Source organism: Pseudomonas putida (assembly GCA_041879295.1).
Classification (GTDB): domain Bacteria; phylum Pseudomonadota; class Gammaproteobacteria; order Pseudomonadales; family Pseudomonadaceae; genus Aquipseudomonas; species Aquipseudomonas putida_Y.
On record CP047152.1, the window covers coordinates 2,358,051 to 2,381,598 of the forward strand.

Annotated in this window: 15 protein-coding genes and 3 pseudogenes; 6 read left to right on the forward strand and 12 right to left on the reverse strand. The window is 60.5% G+C overall.

The genetic code is table 11. The features are described 5' to 3' along the window. The first annotated feature begins 1 nt into the window (after position 1). Positions 2–643, forward strand: coding sequence for a LysE family transporter (locus tag GST84_10630; GenBank protein ID XGB12802.1), 642 nt, complete (start codon positions 2–4; stop codon positions 641–643). Between the two features lie 207 nt (positions 644–850). Next, positions 851–1,639 (forward strand): transporter substrate-binding domain-containing protein, encoded by a 789-nt coding sequence (locus tag GST84_10635; protein XGB12803.1) that lies wholly within the window; start codon positions 851–853, stop codon positions 1,637–1,639. Between the two features lie 68 nt (positions 1,640–1,707). Here the strand turns inward: GST84_10635 and GST84_10640 are convergent, their stop codons facing one another. Genes GST84_10640 through GST84_10650 form a run of 3 tightly spaced genes read right to left on the reverse strand, consistent with a single transcriptional unit; the run spans position 1,708 to position 5,775 of the window. After that, positions 1,708–3,051 carry a c-type cytochrome gene (locus GST84_10640; protein ID XGB12804.1) on the reverse strand — a complete coding sequence of 448 codons (1,344 nt, stop codon included), beginning with the start codon at positions 3,049–3,051 and terminating at the stop codon, positions 1,708–1,710. A gap of 16 nt (positions 3,052–3,067) precedes the next feature. Further along, entirely contained in the window at positions 3,068–5,320 is a 2,253-nt protein-coding gene (locus GST84_10645; protein XGB12805.1) for a molybdopterin-dependent oxidoreductase, read from the reverse strand. After that, entirely contained in the window at positions 5,320–5,775 is a 456-nt protein-coding gene (locus tag GST84_10650; GenBank protein XGB12806.1) for a 2Fe-2S iron-sulfur cluster binding domain-containing protein, read from the reverse strand. Before GST84_10650 ends, GST84_10645 begins: the two co-directional genes overlap by 1 nt. Before the next feature lie 270 nt (positions 5,776–6,045). Here GST84_10650 and GST84_10655 point away from each other — a divergent pair, with 270 nt between their 5' ends. Further along, positions 6,046–8,232 carry an OsmC domain/YcaO domain-containing protein gene (locus GST84_10655; GenBank protein ID XGB12807.1) on the forward strand — a complete coding sequence of 729 codons (2,187 nt, stop codon included), beginning with the start codon at positions 6,046–6,048 and terminating at the stop codon, positions 8,230–8,232. 209 nt (positions 8,233–8,441) lie between these two features. On the opposite strand, the gene GST84_10660 is transcribed toward GST84_10655, so the two are convergent. The 8 genes and pseudogenes from GST84_10660 to GST84_10695 all read right to left on the reverse strand — a co-directional run bounded on the left by GST84_10660 (position 8,442) and on the right by GST84_10695 (position 15,410). Continuing rightward, a complete protein-coding gene (locus tag GST84_10660; protein XGB12808.1) occupies positions 8,442–9,320 on the reverse strand; it encodes a hypothetical protein in 879 nt (292 codons plus the stop codon). Positions 9,321–9,655: 335 nt separating this feature from the next. Beyond that, positions 9,656–10,579 carry a DUF4123 domain-containing protein gene (locus GST84_10665; protein XGB12809.1) on the reverse strand — a complete coding sequence of 308 codons (924 nt, stop codon included), beginning with the start codon at positions 10,577–10,579 and terminating at the stop codon, positions 9,656–9,658. Continuing rightward, positions 10,576–12,744, reverse strand: coding sequence for a type VI secretion system tip protein VgrG (tssI, locus tag GST84_10670; GenBank protein ID XGB12810.1), 2,169 nt, complete (start codon positions 12,742–12,744; stop codon positions 10,576–10,578). Before tssI ends, GST84_10665 begins: the two co-directional genes overlap by 4 nt. Positions 12,745–12,821: 77 nt before the next feature. Further along, complete coding sequence (gene hcp / locus GST84_10675) at positions 12,822–13,337, reverse strand: type VI secretion system tube protein Hcp (protein XGB12811.1); 516 nt, start codon at positions 13,335–13,337, stop codon at positions 12,822–12,824. Positions 13,338–13,470: 133 nt separating this feature from the next. Beyond that, the gene (locus tag GST84_10680; GenBank protein ID XGB12812.1) at positions 13,471–14,340 is read right to left on the reverse strand and encodes a DotU family type IV/VI secretion system protein; all 870 of its coding nucleotides are present in this window, start codon (positions 14,338–14,340) and stop codon (positions 13,471–13,473) included. 1 nt (position 14,341) lies between these two features. Continuing rightward, positions 14,342–15,169, reverse strand: a pseudogene (tssK, locus tag GST84_10685) (type VI secretion system baseplate subunit TssK). Further along, a pseudogene (locus GST84_10690) lies at positions 15,169–15,249 on the reverse strand (hypothetical protein). Before GST84_10690 ends, tssK begins: the two co-directional pseudogenes overlap by 1 nt. Positions 15,250–15,254: 5 nt before the next feature. Then, positions 15,255–15,410: pseudogene (locus GST84_10695) on the reverse strand (type VI secretion system contractile sheath small subunit). Between the two features lie 416 nt (positions 15,411–15,826). On the opposite strand from GST84_10695, the gene tagO reads away from it, so the two are divergent. The 3 genes from tagO to tssM are packed head-to-tail and all read left to right on the forward strand — an operon-like array spanning position 15,827 to position 21,455. Beyond that, positions 15,827–16,387 (forward strand): type VI secretion system-associated protein TagO, encoded by a 561-nt coding sequence (gene tagO / locus GST84_10700; protein XGB15744.1) that lies wholly within the window; start codon positions 15,827–15,829, stop codon positions 16,385–16,387. Beyond that, on the forward strand, positions 16,375–17,838 hold the full coding sequence (tssA, locus tag GST84_10705; GenBank protein ID XGB12813.1) for a type VI secretion system protein TssA: 1,464 nt from the start codon (positions 16,375–16,377) through the stop codon (positions 17,836–17,838). Before tagO ends, tssA begins: the two co-directional genes overlap by 13 nt. Continuing rightward, positions 17,835–21,455 carry a type VI secretion system membrane subunit TssM gene (tssM, locus tag GST84_10710; protein XGB12814.1) on the forward strand — a complete coding sequence of 1,207 codons (3,621 nt, stop codon included), beginning with the start codon at positions 17,835–17,837 and terminating at the stop codon, positions 21,453–21,455. The genes tssA and tssM overlap by 4 nt, the downstream gene beginning before the upstream one ends. A 77-nt stretch (positions 21,456–21,532) precedes the next feature. On the opposite strand, the gene GST84_10715 is transcribed toward tssM, so the two are convergent. Further along, positions 21,533–23,386, reverse strand: a complete 1,854-nt coding sequence (locus GST84_10715) for an ATP-binding cassette domain-containing protein (GenBank protein ID XGB12815.1) — start codon at positions 23,384–23,386, stop codon at positions 21,533–21,535. Positions 23,387–23,548 lie beyond the last annotated feature (162 nt).

The following is a 23,548-nucleotide window of genomic DNA, read 5'->3' on the forward strand; positions in this document are numbered from 1 at the left end:
AATGGATTCTCACTCGCTGTTCGCATTCACCCTGGTCGCCGCCATCGCGATCGCCAGCCCCGGCCCTGCCACCCTGATGGCTATCAACAACAGCCTTGCCCATGGCCAGCGCAGCGCGATCTGGTCGTCGCTGGGCAATGGCACGGGCCTGTTCTGTTTGTCGGCTGCAGCCATGCTGGGGCTAGGCGCACTGCTGGCGAGTTCTGAAGTACTGTTCAATGCCGTGAAGATCCTGGGGGCGGGCTATCTGTTCTACCTGGGGGCGCGCCAACTGCTGAAGAAGAGCCCGATGCTGGAGCAGGGTGCCGCAGAGTGTGCGGCCAAGGTGCGGCCTACGCCGCTGAAACTGTTCAAATCGGCCTTTCTCACTGCAGTGACCAACCCGAAGGCGACCATGTTCTTTACAGCACTGTTTCCGCAGTTCATCGACCAAGGGGCTGCGCTATTGCCGCAGTTCCTGACCTTGACCGGGATTTTCGTGGCCTTGTCGCTCACTTCGCTAAGCGCGTATGCCGCCCTGGCTGCGCGGGCCAAGGGGGGGCTGACCCGGCCGTCGCTGTCGCGCTGGGTGAACAGGGTGGTGGGCACCACCTTTATCGGTTTTGGCGCGGCGATCCTGGCGATGCGACGGCAGGGTGCCTGAAAAGCCCAGTTTGTCGCCGGCCGAGCAGGCGCTCACTGTGTGTCCTTCGGCAAATTTATCGACGGGACGATGAAAGGCTCGTCTGCGGGTTGCTGATGGTCCAGACTGTCTACAGCGCGCAGATGATAGCTGCAGGCGACCACGGCAGGTGGCAGCCTTTGGCCACTACGCCGGATCGCCGGGTGTTTCATGTGCCGAGGGTCGTAGATGATCGAGCGTTGCTTTCGCCACGTCTTGCTCCTGATGTGCCTGTCACTGCTGCCCCTGGCTGCAACAGCGGATGATGCATGCCTACGGCTGACCGCCACAGGCAACCCGGAATACCCCCCGTACCTGTGGCGCGACCCGCTGAACCCTCAACGACTGATCGGTGCCAATGCCGACCTGCTCAAATACCTGGGCAAGCAGTTGGGGCTGGACATAGAGGTGGTTTACGCCGGGCCGTGGTCGCGAGCCCAGGAAGAAGTGCGCACCGGGCGGATCGACTTGATGGCCGGGTACTTCCTGACCGAAGCGCGCCGGCAGCATGTGGACTTCATCGCCCCGCCGTTTTTGCGTACCCCCAGCGTCATCTGGGTGCGCCAGGACAATGCCTTTGCCTACCAGCAATGGGCCGACCTCAAAGGCCGCAAGGGTGGCACTCTGGTCAACAACAGCCACGGCCAACAGTTCGATGAATACGCCGCGGCCAATCTCACCCTTGAAGCGGTGCCCAGTGCCAGACAGGCGTTCGAGAAGCTGATGCACAAACGCAGCGATTACGTGGTGTACGAGCAGTTTCCTGGCATGGTGCTGGCGCGCACGTTGGGCATCGCAGCCACTGTGCAGGTATTGCAGCCACCCGTGTCCAGTGAAGGGTTGTACCTGGCAATCTCCCGAGAGTCGCCCTGCAACCGGCCACCGCTGCGTGAGGCGCTGGCGCGGGAGATGGCGAAGATCGTTGGCGGGGCCTTGCCCGAGCAGTGGTTGAAACAGAACCTGGAGCGGTGGCAGTGACAGAGTAGCTCAAGTGCTGCGCGGTCTTTATGGGAGCAGCCTTGTGTCGGTACATGTACCTCTCCTATTCAACGCATATGCAAGATGATGGGGCTGCTGCTGGCCGGGTCGGTATGCCCACGCAGCTTGCCTACCGCCTGCGCATCCACCGCACCACCCTGGTTGCCCCAGGCTGTACGCACAAAGCCAAGCACGTCGGCAATCTCCTGATCACTCAGCTGTTCGCGGAAAGCCGGCATGCGATAGGCGTCCGGCACCCCAGCAGCCACCACCCGCTGCGAACCATTAAGTGTGATATTGATTGCCGAGGCGTTCTCCTTGGCCAGTGCCGAGGTCGCTCCGGCCAATGGCGGCATCCACTTGTCCTGGCCCTTGCCGTCTAGGCCGTGGCAGGAGGCACAGCGTGTCACGTAGGTGCGGGCTCCAGGGCTGTCCAACCGTATAGCTACCGATTCGGCTTGGTATTGCCATGGCTCGCCGTCACGTTGGGGGTCGCCGGGCAGCGACTTCAGGTAGTGGGCGATGGCGGCCAGGTCGTCGTCATGCATGAATTGCGTGGAGTTGTTGAACGCCTCTGTCATCGAACCGAATACCACTGCATGCCGGTTGCGCCCGGTCTTCAGGAACTGCGCGATCTCCGCCTCGCTCCAGCGCCCGAGTCCTGTGTTGTGGTCGGCGCGCAGGCTGGGTGCATACCAGCCGTCAAGCAGTGCACCGGACAGGAACGGCTTGCCGCTGTCATCCAGCGCCTTTTCATTGAAGGCCAGGCCGCGTGGCGTGTGGCAACTGCCGCAGTGCCCGGGGCCCTGGACGATATAGGCGCCACGGTTCCACTGTGCATCCTGCCCGGTCTTGTCGGTGTAAGGCCTGGTGGCGGCAAACAGGCCGTTCCACAAGGCAATGGGCCAGCGCAGGTTCAGCGGCCAGGGGATGTCGCTGGCCAGGTTGGCCTGCCGCGCCGGTTGCACACCGTGCATGAAGAACGCATACAGCGCCTTGACGTCCTCATCGCTGAGCTTGGCGTAGGACGGGTAAGGCATGGCCGGGTACAACCGCCGACCACCGGGCGCGACACCCTGGCGCACGGCGCGGTCGAAGTCGGCCAAGGTGTAGTTACCGATGCCGTTGTCGCGGTCAGGGGTGATGTTGGTGGCGTGGATCGCCCCCAGCGGGGTGGCCATTTCCAACCCGCCGGCGAACGGTTTGCCATCCGGCAGGCTATGGCAGGCCACGCAGTCACTGAGCCGGGCCACGTATTCGCCGCGGCTGACCAGCGCCGGGTCGGCAACAGTGGCCTGCGCATCGGCAAACGGCGAAGCAGGTTCGCGTGTGACATACCAGGCCAGTAGGCCCGCCGCGACCAGGCACGGCAGCGCGAGCCAGCCAGCGGTTCTTGCGAAACGATGGGTCATGAGGCGTCCCTTGCGATCAGCTGAAGGTGTGGCGGCTCAATGGCAAACTGCGCACGCGCTGGCCGGTGAGCTGCGCGACCGCGTTGGCCACCGCCGGGGCCACGGCGGGTAACGGTGGTTCGCCGATGCCGCCCATCTTCGCCCCGCTTTCGATAATGCGCACATGCACCCGGGCCATGCGCGAAGGCGGCAGGATCGGGTACAGGTCGTAGTTGCGCGCGCGCGGCTTGCCATCCACGTACACCGCTTCTTCCACCAGCGTCTGCGACAGGCCGAGGGCGACGGCACCATTGACCTGATGCTCGATGATCGCCGGGTTGACGATGCTGCCAGGGTCGATGGCTTGCCAGATGTCGTGCACCTTGACCTGGCCGTTATCGATTGAAACCTCGGCAATGACCGCAGCCTCCGAGCCGAACGGTGACGCCATGGCCACGCCGCGTGCGCGCTTGCTGCCGTCCTCGGCGGTGAACGGGCCGCGCTTCCAGCCGCCGGACAAGTCGGCCACTGCGTTCAGCAGGTTGGTCAGTCTCGGGTTGTCGCGCAGCAGGTGCAGGCGCAGTTCAAACGGGTCCTTGCCACCTTTGTCCGCCAGTTCGTCCAGGAATGATTCGTAGAAAAAGTCGTTCAGCGAGTTACCTACCGAGCGCCAGTAACCGAGCATGGCCGGGCCTTTGACATAGATCTGGGCGATGCGCTTGTTGGCGATGGCGTAGGACTTGCCTGACAGCCCCTCGAGCGCAGTCGGGTCGATCTTTTCCCCTTGTTTGCCGGCAAGGGCCTCGGTTGGGCCCTCGGTGGCGCTTACCGCTTCGAGCGCCACAGGCATACCGTCTGCGTCCAGCCCGGCGCGGAACTTCACCACTGCGACGGGGCGCAGTACATCGCGTAGAAACTCCTCCTCGCGGCTCCAGATAAGCTTCACCGGTCGGTCAACCGCTTTGGCCAGGGCAATGGCTTGCGGGTAGGGGTTGGCAGAGTCGTACAGGAAGTGGCGGCCAAAGAAGCCGCCCAGCAGCGGCGAATGCAGGTTGATTTGTGCAGGCGTCAGGCCAGTGCGCCTGGCAATGTCGTCACGGAACATGTCCGGCGCCTGGTTAGGCAGCCAGACGTCCAGGCTGCCGTCCGGGTTAAAGCGGGCGAGGGCGGACGGTGGCTCGAGCTGGGCATGATTCAGGTACTGGTTGTGGTAGCTGGCCTCGACCTTGGTATTGGCATTGGCCAAGGCGCCGGCAATATCCCCTTCGTTCTCTTCATCGCGTGACGGCCCTTGCACCGTCGCGAGGTGTTCGCGCCAGGCGTCACTGGAAAAATCGGCCGGCATCGGTCGCACTTTGCTGTCGGCGGCCGGTTCTTTCCAATCTACCTGGATCGCCTCTACTGCACGCTTGGCGTGCCACCAGCGTTCGGCAACCACGGCCACGGCGCCTGGCAGCTGATGCAGCGAATGTACGCCTTTCATGGCCTTGACCTGGTCTTCGTTGCGCAGGCTGCCGACCGTCATGCCCAGGCGCGGTGCATGCTGCACGGCAGCGTGGAGCATGCCGTCGACCTTGATGTCGATGCAGTACTGGGCCTTGCCGGTGGACTTGTCATAGGCATCCAGGCGGCGTACGGGCTTTCCTATCCAGCGAAACTGGCTGGGGTCGCGCAGCTTGACGCTGGCCGGGTCGGGCACCGGCAGGTCCATGGCGCGACCTGCCAGTTCACCGTAAGGAACGGAACGTCCACTCGTGGTATGTACTACGTTACCTGGCGTGGTGGAAAGCTCATCGAGCGGTACACCCAGGTGTTCGGCGCCCGCCTGCAGCAGCATGCCCCGGGCGAGCGCGCCCAGGCGGCGCATGGTCGGATAGCTCATGCGCACCGACATGCTGCCACCGGTGATGCGCATGCCGTTCTCCATTACCACGTAGGCTTCGCCTGGTGGAGCGCTATCGACCACGAAATGGGCCGGGTCGACATCCAGCTCTTCACCCACAATCTGCGCCATGGTGGTGAAAGGGCCTTGCCCGCCTTCCATGAAGGGGCTCAGCAGGCGCACCGTGCCGTCCGGGCGAATTTCCAGAAAAGCAGGCACCTGGGTGCCGCGTTCCGCAGTTGCCGCGGCGGCGGCTGCCTGCACGCGGGCCGAACCCATGGGTAAGCCGAAACCTAGTACCAGGGCACCGACTGCGGTGCCCGCAAGAAAGCGCCGACGTGACAGGTTGACCGTTTCGCCCAGCTGCAGCCTGAGCAGTTCGGCAGGCGTATCGACTGGCGTGTTCATCAGGCTTGCTCCCCCTGGGCCAGATCATGCACGGCGGCATGGATGGCGTTGTAGGTGCCGCAGCGGCACAGGTTGACCATGGCTGCATCGATCTGCGCATCGCTAGGTTTGGGCGTGTGCTTGAGCAGCGCCGTGGCTGCCATGACCTGGCCAGACTGGCAATAGCCGCATTGAGCCACCTGGTGCTCGACCCAGGCGGTGACTACCCGTTTACCGACGGGGTCGGCCTCGATCGCCTCGATGGTGGTGACCTCACGCCCCACCACACCGGCCACGGGGGTAACGCAGGCGCGCACCACATTGCCGTCCACCAGCACCGAACAAGCGCCACATTGAGCCAAGCCGCAGCCATACTTGGTGCCGGTCAGCCCCAGGTCATCGCGGATTACCCACAGCAGGGGCGTGTCGGCGTCCGCCTCGACCTGATAGGTCTTCTGGTTGATGCGTAGTTCCATGGTTTCACCTGCCCGTCACGGTTGTTGTCGCTGTGTTGTTTCTGCATGGGGAATACGTTGTCCCCCGGTGCAGAAACGCTAGCACAGGAGGATGACCGCTGGTCTGGTGGCGGGGATAGCTTCAGAGGATCAGGCAAGTAATTCGGTGGAATACGCAAGCCCGCTTCGAAAAATCAAGCCTGCGGGTGGCGCTGAGCAGGACTTGCGCAACGAAAACCCGGATAATGCCGGCCAATTTCGTTTTGCACGCTTAAATCACGGTAATCCCGCATGGAAATCAAGGTCAATTTTCTCGACAATCTCCGTCTCGAAGCCAAATTCGATGACTTCACGGTGATCGCCGACCAACCTATCCGCTACAAAGGCGATGGTTCGGCCCCCGGCCCGTTCGACTATTTCCTGGCGTCTTCGGCCTTGTGCGCGGCTTACTTCGTCAAGCTGTACTGCCAGACCCGCGATATCCCCACTGAAAACATCCGCCTGTCGCAGAACAACATCGTCGACCCGGAAAACCGCTACAACCAGATCTTCAAGATCCAGGTCGAACTGCCCGAGGACATCTCCGACAAGGACCGTCAAGGCATCCTGCGCTCTATCGACCGCTGCACGGTAAAAAAGGTGGTGCAGACCGGCCCTGAGTTCGTGATCGAAGTGGTCGACAACCTCGATGCCGATGCCCAGGGGTTGCTGATGCCGGTGTCGGACACCAGCACCTATATCCCCGGCAAGGACCTGCCGCTGGAGCAGACCATTGCCAACATGTCGGGTATTCTCGCCGGGCTGGGGATGAAGATCGAGATCGCCTCTTGGCGCAACATTGTGCCCAACGTCTGGTCGCTGCACGTACGCGACGCGCAGTCGCCGATGTGCTTTACCAACGGTAAAGGGGCCACCAAGGAAGCGGCGCTGGCCTCGGCGCTGGGCGAATTCATCGAGCGCCTCAACTGCAACTTCTTCTACAACGACCAATTCTGGGGCGAAGACCTGGCCAACGCGCCGTTCGTGCACTACCCGAACGAGCTGTGGTTCAAGCCGGGTCCGCGCGACGCGTTGCCGGCCGAGATCCTCGATGAGCACTGCCTGGCGATCTACAACCCAGATGGGGAGCTGCGTGGTTCGCACCTGTACGACACCAACTCGGGTAACACCGCGCGGGGCATCTGTTCGCTGCCGTTCGTGCGTCAGTCCGACCAGCAGGTGGTGTACTTCCCGTCCAACCTGATCGAAAACCTGTTCCTCAGCAACGGCATGAGCGCGGGCAATACCCTGGCCGAGGCGCAGGTGCAGTGCCTGTCGGAAATTTTCGAGCGCGCGGTGAAGCGCGAGATCCTCGAAGGCGAGTTGTGCCTGCCGGACGTACCGCAAGAGGTACTGGCCAAATACCCGGCGATCGTCGCCGGCATCCAGGGTCTGGAAGAGCAGGGCTTCCCGGTACTGGTCAAGGATGCGTCACTGGGGGGCGAGTTCCCGGTCATGTGCGTGACCTTGATGAACCCGCGCACGGGTGGCGTGTTTGCCTCGTTCGGTGCCCACCCGAGCCTGGAAGTGGCGCTGGAGCGCAGCCTCACCGAACTGCTGCAGGGCCGCAGCTTCGAAGGCCTGAACGACCTGCCGCAACCCACCTTCGAAAGCCATGCGCTGACCGAGCCGAACAACTTCGTAGAGCATTTCATCGACTCCAGCGGAGTGGTGTCGTGGCGCTTCTTCAGCGCCAAGGCCGACTTCGAATTCGTCGAGTGGGACTTCTCCGGGCACGGCGAGGACTCCAACCAGCAGGAGGCCGCGACCCTGTTCGGTATCCTCGAAGACCTGGGCAAGGAAGTGTACATGGCGGTGTACGACAATCTTGGCGCCACCGCTTGCCGCATCCTGGTACCGGGGTACTCGGAAATTTACCCGGTCGAGGACCTTATCTGGGACAACACTAACCGCGCGTTGTCGTTCCGTGCTGACATCCTCAACCTGCACAGCCTCGACAGCCGCTCGCTGAAGCTGCTGCTCAAGCGCCTGGACGACTGCGATGTGGATGACTACACCACCATCACTACGCTGATCGGTGTGGAGTTCGACGAAAACACAGTGTGGGGCCAACTGACCATTCTGGAGCTGAAGCTGCTGATCTGCCTCGCGGTTAAACGCTTTGAGGATGCCAAGGAGCTGGTTGAGGCATTCTTGCAGTTCAACGACAACACTGTCGACCGCGGTCTGTTCTACCAGGCGCTGAACGTGGTGCTGGAAGTGCAGCTGGATGACGAACTGGAGTTGGATGACTACGAAGCCAACTTCCGTCGTATGTTCGGCAATGTGCGCATGGATGCGGTATTGGGTTCGGTGGACGGCAGTGTGCGCTTCCATGGTCTGACCCCGACCAGCATGAAGCTCGAAGGCCTTGATCGCCACCTGCGCCTGATCGACAGCTACAAGAAACTGCACGCGGCCCGGGCCAAGTTCGTCTGACAGGCGCTGCGCCCAATCATCGCCGACAAGCCAGCGCCACAGGTATTGCACCACTCTTGAGATTTGTGCCGAACCTGTGGACGCTGGCTTGCCGACGATAGGCCAGGAGCCGTCCTACAGCCCTTTGATCTGGGCGTTATCCTCATTCTGTCTTGCCGCGTTGCCATCCAGGCGCATAGCGTTCTCTTCCTATCCACTTCAGGTGGTGACTATTCGGGCTTAGCGGGCCCACCTTCGAAAGCCTCCGCCGGTGGTGGCGCTGCACGGACATTGAAAAGCTTGCAGACACAGTACCAACAGAGAGCGACGGTCAGGTTGTAGGGGAACAGCACCGCCCAGAACGGCAATTGCCAGTTCTTTTTGCCCTGCATTTCACCGGGCTCACCGGTTCGCCAGGGGGCATAGTGGCGCCAGGCTTCTGCCGGGGTCAGGCAGATGGCGTGAAGTGGCTTGTGCCACCAGTTGGGTTCACCGGGCGGGGGGAGTTTGTCCGGGCCGTGGTCCATGAAGTGGCGCAGGTATTCCCACACTTCGGCGACATGCTTGACGCCGGGTTCGGTGGGTTCGTTGCTGTCGACCCAGAGGCAGTCTTTTTGATGCAGGCTGCCGTCTTCCCGGCGGGGGGCGAAGGCGAGGGCATAGCTGGTGCTGAACGATGAGCCGCCGTATTCGGTGCGCTTGAAGATACCACCTCCGGTGTTGGCCCATTCGAATATTAGTACCTTACTCAGACGTTGGTAATAGATTTTTTGGGTTGACCGATTGAAGCAGAAACTTGATAGGCGTTTTATGAAATATATTCGATAGGCTAAGAATGGGAGGAAGATGAAAGGTGTAATTAGTGTAAGGAGGATAAAGGTATGACTAAAGGTGTATGGGTTCCAGGCTTCACTGGTTAGTAAGTAAGGGTAGGTGAAGACAACGAGCGCAATGGTCATTGCACAGTACAGCTTTCCCATAAAGACTGAGTCTGTTACCCAGGGGTTTTTCAGGCATAAGGTGGTTTTTGACAAGCTTGATAGTTGCCCGCCAATAGCGGGCTTATGCCCTGAACTTGAGCCTGAATTGAATATCCAGATGGTTGCCATGATCAGCGCTCCAGACGAAAAATTGACAGGGTCTCATTATCTTCGTCCAGGCCTTGATTGGCGTTGTAGGTTAGATGAAGTGAGACATGATTTTGGTTGGTTAGGGTGTTTTCGAAATGTAGCACTAAGCCAGCATCTACAATGTGGCCGGTCGGGCTGATTGGAAAAACGTCAATTCCTTGGTCGTCACGGAGGGAACTCAAACTTCCTGACCATTCACTTACGCCTAGCCTGAACGCAGGCAGCAGCACTGTGAATTCTACGGTTGGTTGGGATGTGGCTACTTCGTTATGTGTGATAGCTGTCCAATTTGGCGGCGACCAGTGACGGAGGCGTTAGTCATGGGCAGGTTCCTTGCTTTCGACCAGTGCCTGGAGCTCGCGAAGGCGGGCCTGGGGCGACTCTTCGAGGTTGGTGTAGATTTTTCCCGCCTTGTCATTGCTCATCAGCCACATGTGCCCGGCTATCAGCCGGATGAATTGGCCCGCAACTTCCTCGCTCCGGAAATTGAGGGCTGTCAGTTGCGGCAGGAGTGTTTCTATCCAGAGCCGTATGTCCGCCAAGGTATGGTTGGCATGGGGCGGCATGGCCAAGACCTCATGCGCCAATGAGAGGACAAAGTGCTCGTGCATGCCTGCTTGCAGCCGATCAAGTTCAAGCTGCTGGAGGGTTAAAGGCAGTGCTGATTTTGAGCGGGCAGCAATCGGCTTGTTTTCGTGTGTTTTCCACTCATGAGCCGGCCCCCAGTTGACTCGCCATGCCAACCGAGACACCGGGCCAAGCCAGGCCTTGCGATGGTCGTCGTCCAGCGCATTCAGCCAGGCTGCAAGATGGTCCGGTGTGACATGGTGAGTGGCAACGCTCTGGTCAGGGAGCACGACTTGCGACAGGCTGGTGAAGTGGTCTGCCAGCGCTGCCAGGCCAACCTCGGCATCCAGCGCGATGGCTCCACCGATAGGCATCCAGGTCGTGATTGCATGGGCAAGCAGCTCGTGAGCGTCTGCAACGTCCACCAGCAAAGGCCCAAACTCATGACGGTCATCCAGGGCGCTGTTCTTCCATAACCATGCCTTTTGAGTATTCCGGCTGACAGCGTTTATAAGATCGAGTACCGATGGGGCATAAGCAGGAACCAGTTCACCTTCCTGCGGGATGGGCCGATAGGCCCAGTTCTCGATTGCACTGGTCATAAGCAGCAGAAAGCGGCAGTTGTGAGCGAAGTCTTCGCTGCGCGGAGGAGGTGATGACAAGGTGGTCATTGGACTTGCCCTCGGATACAGCGGCAATCGGGCAGGGGGCAGGAGCCATCAGGGCGGCGCCCACACAGGCGCTCCAGCGGCTTGCCAGTGTTCGGTGCACTGCTGATGGAAAAGGGGCTTGTCGTCCCATCTGCCGACTTGAGCATCTGGCCGGTGATGCGAATCGTCGGGCTGTCCAGTGTGATGCCTGTTTCGTCGATTCGAATGGAGCCCCCAGGGCCTTGGATGACTACGGCTTCCGATGCTCGAAGTTCATAACGGCGGGTACGTCTGCGGATATCCCCGCGGGCTTCCAGCTCGGCATGCCCTTCGACCCGTTGCTCGAAGTTGCCACCGATACGGGTGTGGTGATTGGCGGCGATCTGATCGTGACGGTGATTGCCGATGTTTTCGACACGGTCCTTGGCGATCCTGATCGTGTGGTTTCTACCGATGTCGAGCGCGGCATCCTGCCCAATGGTGATGCGCTCGTCATTGCCAACCGTTTCCGTACGGTCGTGGCCGATCAGGATCGATTCGTCGTGATCGACCTGCTCTTTGCGGTCATTGCCGACCTGCGTAGTCTCATCGTGCTTGACCACATTGTTCTGGTCCCTCTGGGCATGAATGAACACTTCCTCCTGGCCCAGTTCGTCTTCGAAGCGCAGCTCGTTGAAGCCATCGCCCTTGTGGGTCTGGCTCTTGATGGTCATGCGGGTCTTGTGATCGGGCAGGTCGTAAGGCGGCAGTTGGTCACCGCAGTAAGTGCGCCCGGTGATCATCGGCTGGTCGGGGTCGCCGTTGACGTAATGGATGATCACGTCCTGGCCGATCCGGGGGATGGCCATCGAGCCCCAGCTGCCCCCCGCCCAGCCTTGAGACACCCGCAGCCAGCACGAACTGAACTCGTTGTTCTGGCTTTCGCGGTCCCAGGGGAAACTGACTTTTACCCGGCCCCATTCATCGCAGTAGATTTCCTCGCCAGGCGGGCCGACGACGGTGGCCATGTGCGGCCCGTCGATTCGCGGTTTTTTCAATGGCGCAGGGCGCCATTCGGTCCGACCGGGAACCAGCACTGCGGTCTGCTCGTAGCGCGTGCTTACATCGGCCCCGGCAGCTTCTTCCTGCAGGCTGGTGAACTGGTGGCCTTTATGGGTAACCGTGTTCACCCGCCAATGCGCATTGAGGTCGTCACGTGGGTGACCGGTCAGGGTGAAACTAAGCCCCGGTTGCAGGCGCACGTCATCGCCCTGGACCTCGGCGATACGCACATCATGGCGCAGCGCTGTGATGCGGTTTTCGGTGAACGGCTTGCCCACGGCATCGCGTTTGTAGCGGCCTGGGTAATCGAAGTATTCGTAATCTTTGCTCTGATGCTCCAGGAAGGGCCCGGCGGCTCTGTGCTCCTGGCGGTAGGCCGGGTGGGTGAAGGTGTGGTCGCGCTGCACCTGGCGAGCGGTGCGCACCTGCTCGCTGTAGCGCAAGCGCTGAAGGCAGGGTATGGCTTGATCGCCACCGCTGTTGGCTTGGTACAGGACGCTGTCAGGGTCTACGGGCTCGTCGGCATCAAAGAAGCCCTCGTCGTCCGCCTCGTCCTTGATGGTCCCATGGCTGATCAGCCCGAGTGATTGCAGCCGATCGGTGATGATCAGCTTGTGCAGCTTTTCACTGTGCGCAAAGCGGTAGACGAAGCCTTCTTCAGCGGCAAGGCGGGCGATGAACGCCAAGTCCGTCTCACCGGCCTGAACACAGAATTCGCGCACCTGATGGTCCATGCTGGCGCGTAGTTCGTACTGGTCGATGCCCTGGCGCTTGAGCATCAGCTCGAGAATTTGCGGAACGGTCTTGTGCTGGAAGATGCGCCAGTTCGAGCGCAGCCTTGCGCGGGCCAGTTGCGGTTCGACCAAGGCGTGATAGTAAGTGCGGTAGAAGCCGCTCTCGCCCTGGCTGAAGCTGCTGACAAGGCCGTGCACGTACCGTACCGGGCGTTCTCCGTCCAAGATGGTGAAGAGCACGGGTTTGTCGAGCAAATGACCGAAGTCGATATCGTTTTCGAAGCTGATCAGTTTCAGCTCCAGTTCAAAGGGTGCGCTGATGCCCTCTCGGAGTTCGAACGACACCACTTCGAATTCAGCTTTGCCAACGAGAGCCTCAAAGCTGTAGCGCAAATCAGATTGGCTAGGCATAAAAGATCCTTGTCCGCCGTCTGAATCAACACAAAGCCCGGGCGGGCATGGCCGCCTGCCCGGGGCATTTGCACAGGTCAGGCGGCGGGTGCGCGCCAGTCGTCAGAGCCTTCGGTGTTGGCTACATCGTGAGCCCACGTGATCTTTCGATACGCCAGCGATACTTCAACCAGTTGGGTGTAGTTTTCATTGTCTTTGTCGAGTGCGTGGGGAAGCACGGTATTGATGCTGACGATGGTGGCGTCTTCGAGCGTGGTGGTGAAAAAATGCTCTTGTTTGCCTTCCGAGGAGGTGCGATACCAGCTGACCTCGACCGTTGGCAGCATTTCGCCGGTGGCAAGTGCCTGATACATCAGGGGGGTAGCTTTGTTCAGTGAACTGGTGAATATGAAAGGCTTATGCACGCGCTGGCCACTCGGTTGACCGCTCTGGGGGTCAGTGGGCGTAGTCACCTCATGCTTGATTTCCTGAACCAGAATCTGATCTTCATGGCCTTGTTGGAACACGTTGCCGACGGAGTCAGCGGTGAAGGCGCCAGCGGTGATGTTGCCTTGGGTCTGGCCTACGATCTTGATGTAAGCGGGTGTTGGCATGGCAGTTACTCCTGCGTCCATGTGGGTAAAGCACGCGCACCACAGGTGGCGTGGCCAACGGAAACGATGGGCTTGTCAGCGAGGCAAAAACCTCGCGAATTCGTTGAACTCAGTGGTGCTGTGTCACGGTTGGCTATTGCTGCAAAATGCCGTTCAGCGACTCCAGCACCTCGGTTGTGATCAGGTGCAGGCGATAGCTGTAGATCCCGTAGGCCACGGCCATGGCGATGGCGGAGATGACCAACGGGCTCCACCACGGCCATATCCGGCTCATGCGGAAGTTTTTTGGGGCGACGTTGGTGTAGGGGTCGCAGACTTCTTCGGGGGTGGGGCCGCGCAGTTCGCGGATGATCCCGTGCAGTTGGTGAATCAGTGCGTTGAGTGTTTCTTCGCCTTTCGGCGCGAGCGCATACTTGCCCTTCAGCCCAAGGCACAGGGCGAAGTACATGAACTCCAGTACGTCCTGATAACGCTTGGGCTCCTGCATCAGGCGGGTAATCACGGTGAAGATTTTTTCCCCACCCCAGGTCTCGTCGTGAAAGATGCTGAGCAGCGGCTCGTGGCTCCAGCAACTGCTTTTGCCCCAGGGCCGCTCCATCACGGCCTCGTCTATGAACAGGCACAGACCGTAGGAATACGCCAACAGCTGGGCGGGCTCGTAACCGTGCTGGCGCATTTCTTCCTGAATGTTGTCGATCTGGCTGCGTACTTGCTGGTGCACGTCCTGAATGTTTGGCAGCTCGTCCAGCGTACGCAGGCGTAAAACCAAGCCGAACAACGGTGATGCGGCATCCAGCATCAGATTGGCGAAGCCGCCCCGCAGCTGAAATTCCGGGTCAGCGGGGTAGCCTTCGGAAACGGGCTCTGGCTCAGGCTTGTCTGTGGGTGCTTGCCTATTGGTTGCCGCAGCCCGGGGGGCGGGTACTGGCTTTTCAAGGGTTGAATCAAGCGCGTTGACTACGGCGCTGTTTTGATCGGTGGGCGTATTGTTGTCTTTTCCCATGTCACTCACTCCTGATCGCCCAGAACTGCAGTTCAAGCCGTGGGAAGTCGCCCGCAATGTGGATGCCGAAACCATTCGCTTTGCTCATGCACGCCCAGGCCGGGTCGCGTCGGTCCAGCTCGAAGTAGCTGAAGCCCGCATGGAAGGGCAGGTCGCGGGGCGCCACGGGTAATGGCAACAATGGGATGCCCGGCAATTGCAGCGGCACCAGGTCACTCAGTGACTCAAGCGAGGTGATCTTGGCTTTCTGGATGAACCTCTGGCGCAACGCCTGTGGTGGCATGTCGGCGCGCACGGCGAGGATGAAGTCGGCTTCTTCGATCAGCCGGCGGTCTTCCAGCGTGGTCGTCATCACGCCGAATTGTTCACTCTCCAGCGGCAGTGAAACAGCACGCGGCCGCAAGACGGTGCTCAGAGATCTGCGCAAGGTGTCTTCCAGTGGTTTGAAAGAGGTGCGCAGCGCAGTGTGGTGATAGGCGGGGTACTCCTGCGGCAGCCTGTTCTGGTCAGTGAAGGTGACGAATTCGCCACAGGCCTGGCTCATGCACAGGTACAGCTGCTCGGGGTGCGTTTGCGCTTGCCTGGCCAAATGCTGGAAGCATGGCCACCAACGGTTCATGGCCTGCAGCAGGTTGAAGTCGCGAATGTCAGCGATTCCTGACTGGCCTGAGGCACCAATCCGGGTGGCAAGGCCGCGCGCCCGCTCGCGCAAGGTATGGGTAATTTCGTCAAGGAACCGCTGCAGCGCTGGCACCGCCCGTACCGAAACGCTGGTGGGGTAGAACGCTTCGTCTAGTTGCAGGCTGCCGTCGGGGCGCCGTTCCAGAACAGAAAAGCAGAATTGCCCCACAGGTAGTTGTCGTGCTGCCCGGAGATGTCTTCGTTGTAATTGAAGCTCTCGATCGGTTGACCTGGCGGTCCTCAAGCGCACGGCTGTCATCCAGGCCGAAGTCGCCCAGCACCAGCATCTTGTGCGGCAGTTCCACCTCAGCCTGCTCATCGCTAGTAGCGGGCACATACCTGATATTGACGCGTTCTTTCGGCGCAACGGATCCCGTATTTTTAGACATCGGTACGCAACTCCCTGTTGGGTTGTAGGATGTTCAGGTGCTAGTTGTGTTTATTGTTGTCCCGATCTTGTGGGAAGATTCCTACAAATGTTTAATTGGTTGGGTTGTTTGCCCGTTCTCTATAAAAACCATGCACGGAATACTGCTCTTTGGTCGAGCGTTAAGATGTAATTAAATATTTGTTTGTGTGCATTCGGTACTGTGTAATAGGCTTCTGCTGGATTTGTTTGAATCGGTCGCGTGGGCGCATGGGTATTGCTACTTGGTTGTAGGAAAGTTCTTTGTGCCATATAGGCCATTTGTACTATTCAGAGAGTAAATTCAGGATGATTAACCGCTGTGCATATGGCGCCGGTCTCTCGTTGCTGTTTTGTCTGCAGCCGGTGCTGGCAGGCTCCACGCGGGACTGTCCCCGGATTGTGTCCAACATCGAGCGACTGGCCTGTTTCGATCAGGCTGCTGGCACCCCGGCGTACACGCCAACGCGGCAATGGTCTGCACCGGAGCAGCAGGCCCCCACTGTGTTGCGCGTGATGGCAAATGAAGCTGAACGGGCACCGGATGACCTGACGTTTCGCATCGGGAGCCCGACCCAGGACGGGGCAGGCGCACCAGCGCTTGTGATTTCGGCGCCCGCCATCGCATCGGGTGACGAACGTGCCTACATGGCAATCAGTTGCATCCAGGCCATCTCCCGGCTACAGCTGATTGCCAGGCGTCCGATCGAAGCAAGCTGGGTCAAGGTACGCTTGAGCGGGGAGGGCTGGTCTACCCGTGAGACGCCCTGGCAAGTGATGGAGAACGGCCAAGTGCTCGATGCCGGGCGGGGCCTGCCCGCCATCGAGCAGATCAGGAAGCTGATCGGTGCCCAGCGTATCGAGGTTGTGAGTGATCACGGTGAGGTCGACGGGCTGATCTTCGATGCTCAAGGCCTTGACCCCTTGATCAGCCGGGCGCGAAGCACATGTCGGTGGTAGCGCAGATATCCGCGGAAGAGGTCACTCGGTTGCTCGCGCCGATTGATCCGGCAGTTCCGGCCGGCCTGTTCGATGTCGAGGACGAAACCTATCAGGCCATTGATCAGGAGATGGTCAAGCTGGGTGGGCTGCAGGACGCCTCGATCGACTGGGGCTTTATCGATGAAGCGTCCCGTCAGTACCTTAGCGAGCAATGCAAGCACCTGCGAATCGTTGCGCACCTGAGTGCCGCATGGTTGCGTAGCGGCTGCTGGCAGCGGTGGGGATGCACCTTGGCGTTGCTGGCCGGCATGCTCGAGTGCTACTGGGAGGCCGCTCATCCCAAGCCGGGACCGAAAGGCTTCCTTGGCAAGCGCAAGCTGGTTGCCCTGGTGATCGATCGCTTGGCCGAGGCACTCCCGCGTCTTGATCGTTTTACCTACACCCCGACCCACGCAGCGGCAGCGCAGGCTGCCTTGAAACGCCTGCAACAACAGGAAACGGGGCAGCTGGACACGGCAGCACTCGGCGAACTTGAGCGCCTGCTGCGCAAACACTCGGAGCTTGCCAACGGTGTTGGCGAGGCTGCTGTGCCCAAAACGCCGGCTGCAACCGAGAAGCCTGCACCGTTGGCCGATGTCATCGCCACACCTGTGTCACGCATGTCGATGGGCAATGAGCGTGAGACACGCCGGGCCGTGCTGTCCATGGCCGAGCTCATCAACCAGCAGGACCCTTACGACGCTACCGGCTACCAATTACGGCGTTTCGGTTTGTGGGCGCACATTCAGATTGCTCCCCAAGTCAGGCAGGGCAACCGTACGGAATTGATGGCGGTTCCGCTGGATATCACGCGGGTCTATGAAGAGGCCATAGCCAGTCAGGTGGTTGACCCCGCCTTGCTGCAGCGCGTTGAAAAGAGCCTGACGGCTTGCCCCTTCTGGATTCGTGGCAGCTTTCTGGCTGCGACCGTCGCCACACAGCTGGCGATGTGCGAAGTGGCCGAAGCCATCCGTGGTGCCACCGCCCGGTTTGTGCAGCGCATGCCGGCGCTGCAGCAGCTGTGCTTCAGCGACGGCATGGTATTTGTCGACGACCAATGCCTGGCCTGGCTCAAGGGCACCCAAGGGCCGTCCGGCCAAGGTGCAACCCCCCAGGAGTTCAGCGGCCTGCGCGAGGAGTTGGTAAGCCAGCTGGAAACCGGTGGCGTAGAACCGCTGCTCCTTCGGCTGCAAGGGCTGCAAGCGGGCTTTCGTGCTCCCCGTGAGCGCTGCCACACCACCGTGATTGCAGCCGATCTGCTGGCCGCGCGGGGTGTGTCCTGGCTGGCCCAGGACCTGTGCGCCAACGTTGCCCGAACCATGCAGCAAACCTCCGCCAGTGCGTGGGAACCCGAGGTATTTCAGCGGCTTCAGCAGTACGCCGCTTCCCCAGTGCTGGCAGTTCAAGACAAGGATCAGGAACCTCGATGAATCAAGTATGGACGCAACTCAAACGTTGGGGCTGGCCGTGGGTAACGCGCATTGGCCTGGCGCTGCCGCTGCTGCTCGGGCTTGGCGCTTTGCTGATGCTGGTCGCCATCTGGTGGCTTGGCCCGCAATGGACGTGGCGTGATCAGCAGCCGCTGGCAAGTGTGGCTCATCGCAGCGTGGCAAGCCTGTTACTCGTGCTGGTGCCGCTTCTGTGCTGGCTTGGGGTACTGCGCACGCGCTTTCGCCGCCTGCAAGCGGAGCGCCGCCAGGCACTGGCCGCCGAACAGGATGTAGCGCTACCGTTCGTGCAGGCGCAAGAGCGGGCCTTGAGCCAGGGGCTTGAGCGGTACCTCGACAATGCCGGTGGGCGACGCGCGTTGTACCGGCTGCCTTGGTATCTGGTGTTGGGCGACGAACAGTCCGGTAAAAGCAGCTTCATCGACCGCACCGATCAGCGCTTTACCCTGACGCGTATCGACCAGGCCCAGGCGCGGGGCCGACAGGCTGAAGCACTGGCCTACCCGGTAGGCTGGTGGGTCAGCGACGATGCCGTGATTATCGACCCGCCCGGTGTTTTCATCAGTCAAGAACCACTGGCGGGCTTGGCGGCCAACGATCCCTCTGACGCCTCCGCGCCGCCCGGCATCCAGGCCCGGTTGTGGGAGCACCTGTTGGGCTGGCTGCAGCGAAAGCGAAGCCAGCGGGCGCTCAATGGTGTGTTGTTGGTGGTCGACCTGCCGGCGCTGCTGCATGGCAAGCCCGAGCAGCGTGTCGCGCTGGCCCATGGGTTGCGCACCCGCCTGTACGAAGTGAGTAGTCAGTTGGGGGCGCGCCTGCCGCTGTACGTGGTACTGACCAAATTCGATCTGCTGGACGGCTTCGACCAGTTCTACAGCAAGCTTTCGGCCGCCAAGCGTGAAAGTCTGTTGGGGTTCACCTTCAAGCTGGATGCGGTTGACGCGTTTGACGCCTGGCTGGATGAGTATGACGAGCACTACGGGCGACTTCTCACCCAATTGCATGAGCAGGTCATCGACCGGCTGGATGTACTGGGCAAGACAGCACCGTGCGGGCGCCTGTTCTCACTGTATGCACAATTGATCGGGTTGCGCCCCATACTGCAGGCATTCCTACGCGAAACCTTGGCGAGTGACCGGTTCACCACGACCCCCTTGGTACGTGGTGTGTACTGGTCGTCAGTGGTACAGCAAGGCGACATGCGCAATGCCTTTGTCCGTGAAGCGGCTCAGCCCTACACGACGAAGCTTCCCCTGCGTGAAGGTAAAGCGCAGGGGAAGGCGTTGGTCTATTTCATCCAGCAAGCATTCAGGCGGGTTATCTACCAGGAAGCCGGGCTGGCGGGTGACAATGTTCGGGTTGCGCGCAGCAAGCGCCACTTGCTGTGGGTGGGCTCTGGTGTAGGCATCCTGGCGTTCAGTATCGCCATTGCCAGTTGGCAGCGTTACGCCGATATCAATGGCGCCAAGGCTGCCAGTGTGCTCGCCAAAAGCCAGGAGTACAGCGGTCACGAAGTCGATATGCGTCTTGATCCGACCGGGCGCAACCTGCTGGAGCCGCTGGACCAGATTCGCGACGCGGTGGCGGTGTTTGGCGACTATCGTGCAGCCTGGCCGGTGGTTGCCGATTTGGGTTTGTATCAAGGGCGCAACATTGGTCCCTTGGTTGATGAGGCGTACCTCAGCTTGTTGTCGAAACGTTTTTTGCCGGCCTTGGCCAGTGGTGTGATCGATGCCATGAACGCAGCACCACCTGGCAGCGAGCAACAAATGGCCGCGCTCAGGGTTTACCGGATGATCGAGGACCGTAACAGCCGCCGGCCCGAATGGGTCGAGGACTGGATGGCCCGTCAGTGGCAACGCGCCTTTCCTGGCCAGGGGCAGTTGCAGCGTGACCTCATGCAGCACCTGAAATACGCCTTGGCCTATGCCGATACCGATTTGCCGCAGTACCGCCAGCGGGTCAGCGAAGTGCAGCAGGCGCTGCGCAAATTGCCGTTGCCACAGCGGGTCTATGCAGGGCTGAAACAACAATCGTACCAGCAGTTGCACGCCGGGCTGGACCTGCGCCACCAGGTAGGGCCTGCGTTCGATGTGGTGTACCAGCCGTCTTCCGGGGACAGGCAAGGGGATGAGGATGTAAGGCTGGCCGCCATGCTCACCGCCAAAGGTTTCAGGGAATACTTCGCGCCGCGCAGCCAGCAGTTCGCTGAAATGGCGATGGTTGATCAATGGGCATTGGGGGAGCGCAGTCAACTCGACTATTCGGACGTTGACCGCGATGCGCTGACCGAGCGGCTTTATAACCTCTACAGCGCCGATTATATTGACAGCTGGCGGCGCGCCCTGAACGCTTTTACGGTGGCTGACTTCCGTGATCTGGACCATGGTGTCGCGATCCTGGAGCAGTTGACCGGCCCCACAGCACCTTTGCAGCGGCTGCTGGACACGGTCAGGGATAATACCTCGCTTGCACCTCCAGCAGGTGTTGAAGCACCGGGTGAGCTGAGTACGTTGTGGGCAGCAACCGGAAAGCTTGAGCAACAGCAAGCGTTGGCCATCCAGCGGGCGTTTGCAGGCTTGGGCGCCATGCTGCAGGCGACAGGAGAAAAACCGAGCTACTACGATGAAACCCTGGGCGCTGTTGCGGCCGTGCTGGACTACGCCAAGGCCATACAGGACAGCCCGGACCGCGGCAAGGCCGCGTTGCAAGCCGTGCATCAGCGCTTTGCGATGACAGGGCAGGACCCGATCGGCACCCTGCAACGTGTTGCCACAGGTTTACCGGAGCCCATCAGCCACCAGGTCAGAAAGCTCGCCGACCAGACTGCCCAGGTGCTGAACGTTGAAGCACTGCGCGAACTGGAGCGACGTTGGGATGCTGAAGTGTACAGTTTCTTCCAGCAACGTCTGGCAGGCCGCTACCCCTTTATGGTGAAGGCACCCGATGCTTCTTTGGATGACTTCGAAGCGTTCTTCGGGCCGAAAGGCCGCCTGCAGCAGTTTAATGATCGGTATCTCAAGGTTTTCCTGAAGGACAACCTTGAGGCCTTGCAGTCCACTCAGCACGGGCAATCCCTGATTCGTGCCGACGTAATCGAGCAGCTCGAGCTGGCGGATCGCATTCGCGAAACCTTCTTCGATCAGCGTGGCAAGCTGAGTGTGCAGTTCAGCATCGAGCCCTTGGGGCTCAGTGCGAACCAGCGTACCAGCCTGCTGGACTTGGATGGCCAGTTGATTGCCTACACCCATGGGCCAAGCCATATCACGGGTATTGTCTGGCCCAATACCCTGGGGCAGCAGGTCCGTAGCAATCTCACCTTGCTAAGGCAAAATGGCAACAGCAGCAGCCTGGAATACCGTGGCCCTTGGTCGATGTTCCGCTTGCTCAGCCGCGGCGCGCTCAATGGCCGGACTGCGACCAGCGTGGATCTGAGCTTCAGGACCGGAGATGGCGTGATGCGCTATCGGCTTAACGCTGAAAAAGCCTTCAATCCCATTACCCAGCAACCATTCAAAGGCTTCCGCTTGCCCCGAGGCCTATTGCAACAGCCAGCCAGTGTGGTGCAGGCGGTGCTATCGGATGGGCGGCGACCATGAGCATCGTCAGGGGCGCAGTTCATTGACTGGGCAAGCTTTCGAAACCTGGGTATGCGCTGGCTGCCCCCGGCCTTTACTTACTCCACAGCCTCGGCCACGCCCTGATCCTCACCCAGGAATCCGCCACTCTGGTGCTGCCACAACCGTGCATAGGTACCCTTTTTAGCCAACAGTTCGGCATGGGTGCCTTGCTCGATGATGCGCCCTTCATCCATCACGATCAGCCGGTCCATGGCTGCGATCGTCGACAACCGGTGGGCGATGGCGATAACGGTCTTGCCCTGCATCATCTCATCCAGGCTCTCCTGAATGGCCACCTCCACCTCCGAGTCCAGCGCGCTGGTGGCTTCGTCCAGCAGCAGGATCGGTGCGTTCTTCAGCATCACCCGGGCAATTGCAATGCGCTGGCGCTGGCCGCCAGACAGCTTGATGCCGCGTTCACCCACCAGGGTGTCGTAACCGCTGTTGCCCTGGCGGTCGCTGAGCTGGCTGATGAAACCATCGGCCTGGGCACTGGCCGCAGCGGCGCGGATCTGTGCTTCGGTGGCATCGGGGCGGCCATAGGCAATGTTGTCGCGAATCGAACGGTGCAACAGCGAGGTGTCCTGCGTGACCATGCCGATGGCGCTGCGCAGGCTGTCTTGCGTGACCTTGGCGACGTTCTGCCCGTCGATGCGTATTTCCCCTTTGTCCACGTCGTAGAAGCGCAGCAACAGGTTGATCAAGGTGGACTTGCCGGCGCCGGAGCGGCCGACCAGGCCGACTTTTTCGCCCGGACGAATGTGCAGCGTCAGCTCATTGAGCACCTGGCGCTCACCGTTGTAGTTGAAACTGACCTTGTCGAAGCTCACCGCGCCACCCGTGGTGACCAGCTCTGCAGCACCCGGCACATCCTGCACCTTGGGGCCGCGGGTGAGGGTGGCCATACCGTCCTGCACGGTGCCGATGTTTTCGAACAGCGAGGTAATTTCCCACATGATCCAGTGCGACATACCGTTGACGCGCAAGGCCATGGCGGTAATCGCCGCCACGGCCCCGGTGCCGACCTGTCCCTGGTGCCACAGCCACAGTGCATAGCCACCGGCACCAAAGATCAAGCCCACCACCAGCGCCTGGTTGACGATTTCGAACTGGCTCACCAGGCGCATCTGGCGAAAACCGGTCTGCTTGAAGTCTTCCATGGCTGCGCGCGCAAAGTGCGCTTCGCGGTTGGAGTGCGAAAACAGTTTTACCGTGGTGATGTTGGTGTAAGCGTCAGAAACCCGCCCGGTCATCGACGACCGGGCATTGGCCTGCTCCTGGCCGACCTTGCCCAACCGGGGTACGAAATACAGCATGGCCAAACCGAACAGCACGACCCAGGCAATGAAGGGCAGCATCAGTTTCAGGGCAAAGCCGCCGGCCAGGGCAATGATCGCGATGAAATACACGCCAATCCCGGGCAGGATTTCGATAAGGGTGAACAGCACATCGCGCACTGCCAGTGCCGTCTGCATCACCTTGGTTGTGACCCGGCCAGAAAACTCGTCAGAAAAGAACGACAAGCTCTGGCGCAACATCAGGCGGTGAAAATCCCAACGCAGCCGCAGCGGCAGGTTGATCGCCAGCACCTGGTGCTGAACCATGGTGCGCAGCGCCACCAGCCCGATGCTGACCACTAGGACGATGCCGATCCCCCACAGCACACGGCTTTCCTCGGGGCCAACAGTACCGCCTGCCTGCCAGGACGCGAGCAGGTCGACCACCTGGCCCAGGAACGCGAATAGCCAGGCTTCGTATATCGACACCCCGGCACTGAGCAGCGCCAGCGCCAGGATGTAGCCACGGGCGCCGCGGGTACAAGCCCACATGAAGCGCAACAGGCCAACGGGCGGCGGTGGTACCTCGTCGGGTGGGAAGGGGTCGAGCCTACGTTCAAAGATACGCAGCATGCTTGTCTCCGAAAAAACGGTTTTTGCTTAACCGGTAACCATACAGCACATCAAAGCATTCGCCTGTAGGTAGGCGCCGCTGAAGCAGGTCCGTGTGGTCGGCGCCTGAAACCCACTGCATTGCTATAGCGGTGAAGCAAGGCCTGATCTGAAGCGTGCGAC

Coding starts and splice junctions, on each gene's coding strand:
- GST84_10630 (XGB12802.1), top strand. CDS start 2: ATGGATTCTCACTCGCTGTTCGCATTCACCCTGGTCGCCGCCATCGCG.
- GST84_10665 (XGB12809.1), bottom strand. CDS start 10,579: ATGACCACCTTGTCATCACCTCCTCCGCGCAGCGAAGACTTCGCTCAC.
- tssM (XGB12814.1), top strand. CDS start 17,835: ATGAATCAAGTATGGACGCAACTCAAACGTTGGGGCTGGCCGTGGGTA.
- tssA (XGB12813.1), top strand. CDS start 16,375: ATGTCGGTGGTAGCGCAGATATCCGCGGAAGAGGTCACTCGGTTGCTC.
- GST84_10635 (XGB12803.1), top strand. CDS start 851: ATGATCGAGCGTTGCTTTCGCCACGTCTTGCTCCTGATGTGCCTGTCA.
- GST84_10715 (XGB12815.1), bottom strand. CDS start 23,386: ATGCTGCGTATCTTTGAACGTAGGCTCGACCCCTTCCCACCCGACGAG.
- GST84_10650 (XGB12806.1), bottom strand. CDS start 5,775: ATGGAACTACGCATCAACCAGAAGACCTATCAGGTCGAGGCGGACGCC.
- GST84_10660 (XGB12808.1), bottom strand. CDS start 9,320: ATGGCAACCATCTGGATATTCAATTCAGGCTCAAGTTCAGGGCATAAG.
- GST84_10645 (XGB12805.1), bottom strand. CDS start 5,320: ATGAACACGCCAGTCGATACGCCTGCCGAACTGCTCAGGCTGCAGCTG.
- GST84_10680 (XGB12812.1), bottom strand. CDS start 14,340: ATGGGAAAAGACAACAATACGCCCACCGATCAAAACAGCGCCGTAGTC.
- GST84_10640 (XGB12804.1), bottom strand. CDS start 3,051: ATGACCCATCGTTTCGCAAGAACCGCTGGCTGGCTCGCGCTGCCGTGC.
- GST84_10655 (XGB12807.1), top strand. CDS start 6,046: ATGGAAATCAAGGTCAATTTTCTCGACAATCTCCGTCTCGAAGCCAAA.
- tssI (XGB12810.1), bottom strand. CDS start 12,744: ATGCCTAGCCAATCTGATTTGCGCTACAGCTTTGAGGCTCTCGTTGGC.
- hcp (XGB12811.1), bottom strand. CDS start 13,337: ATGCCAACACCCGCTTACATCAAGATCGTAGGCCAGACCCAAGGCAAC.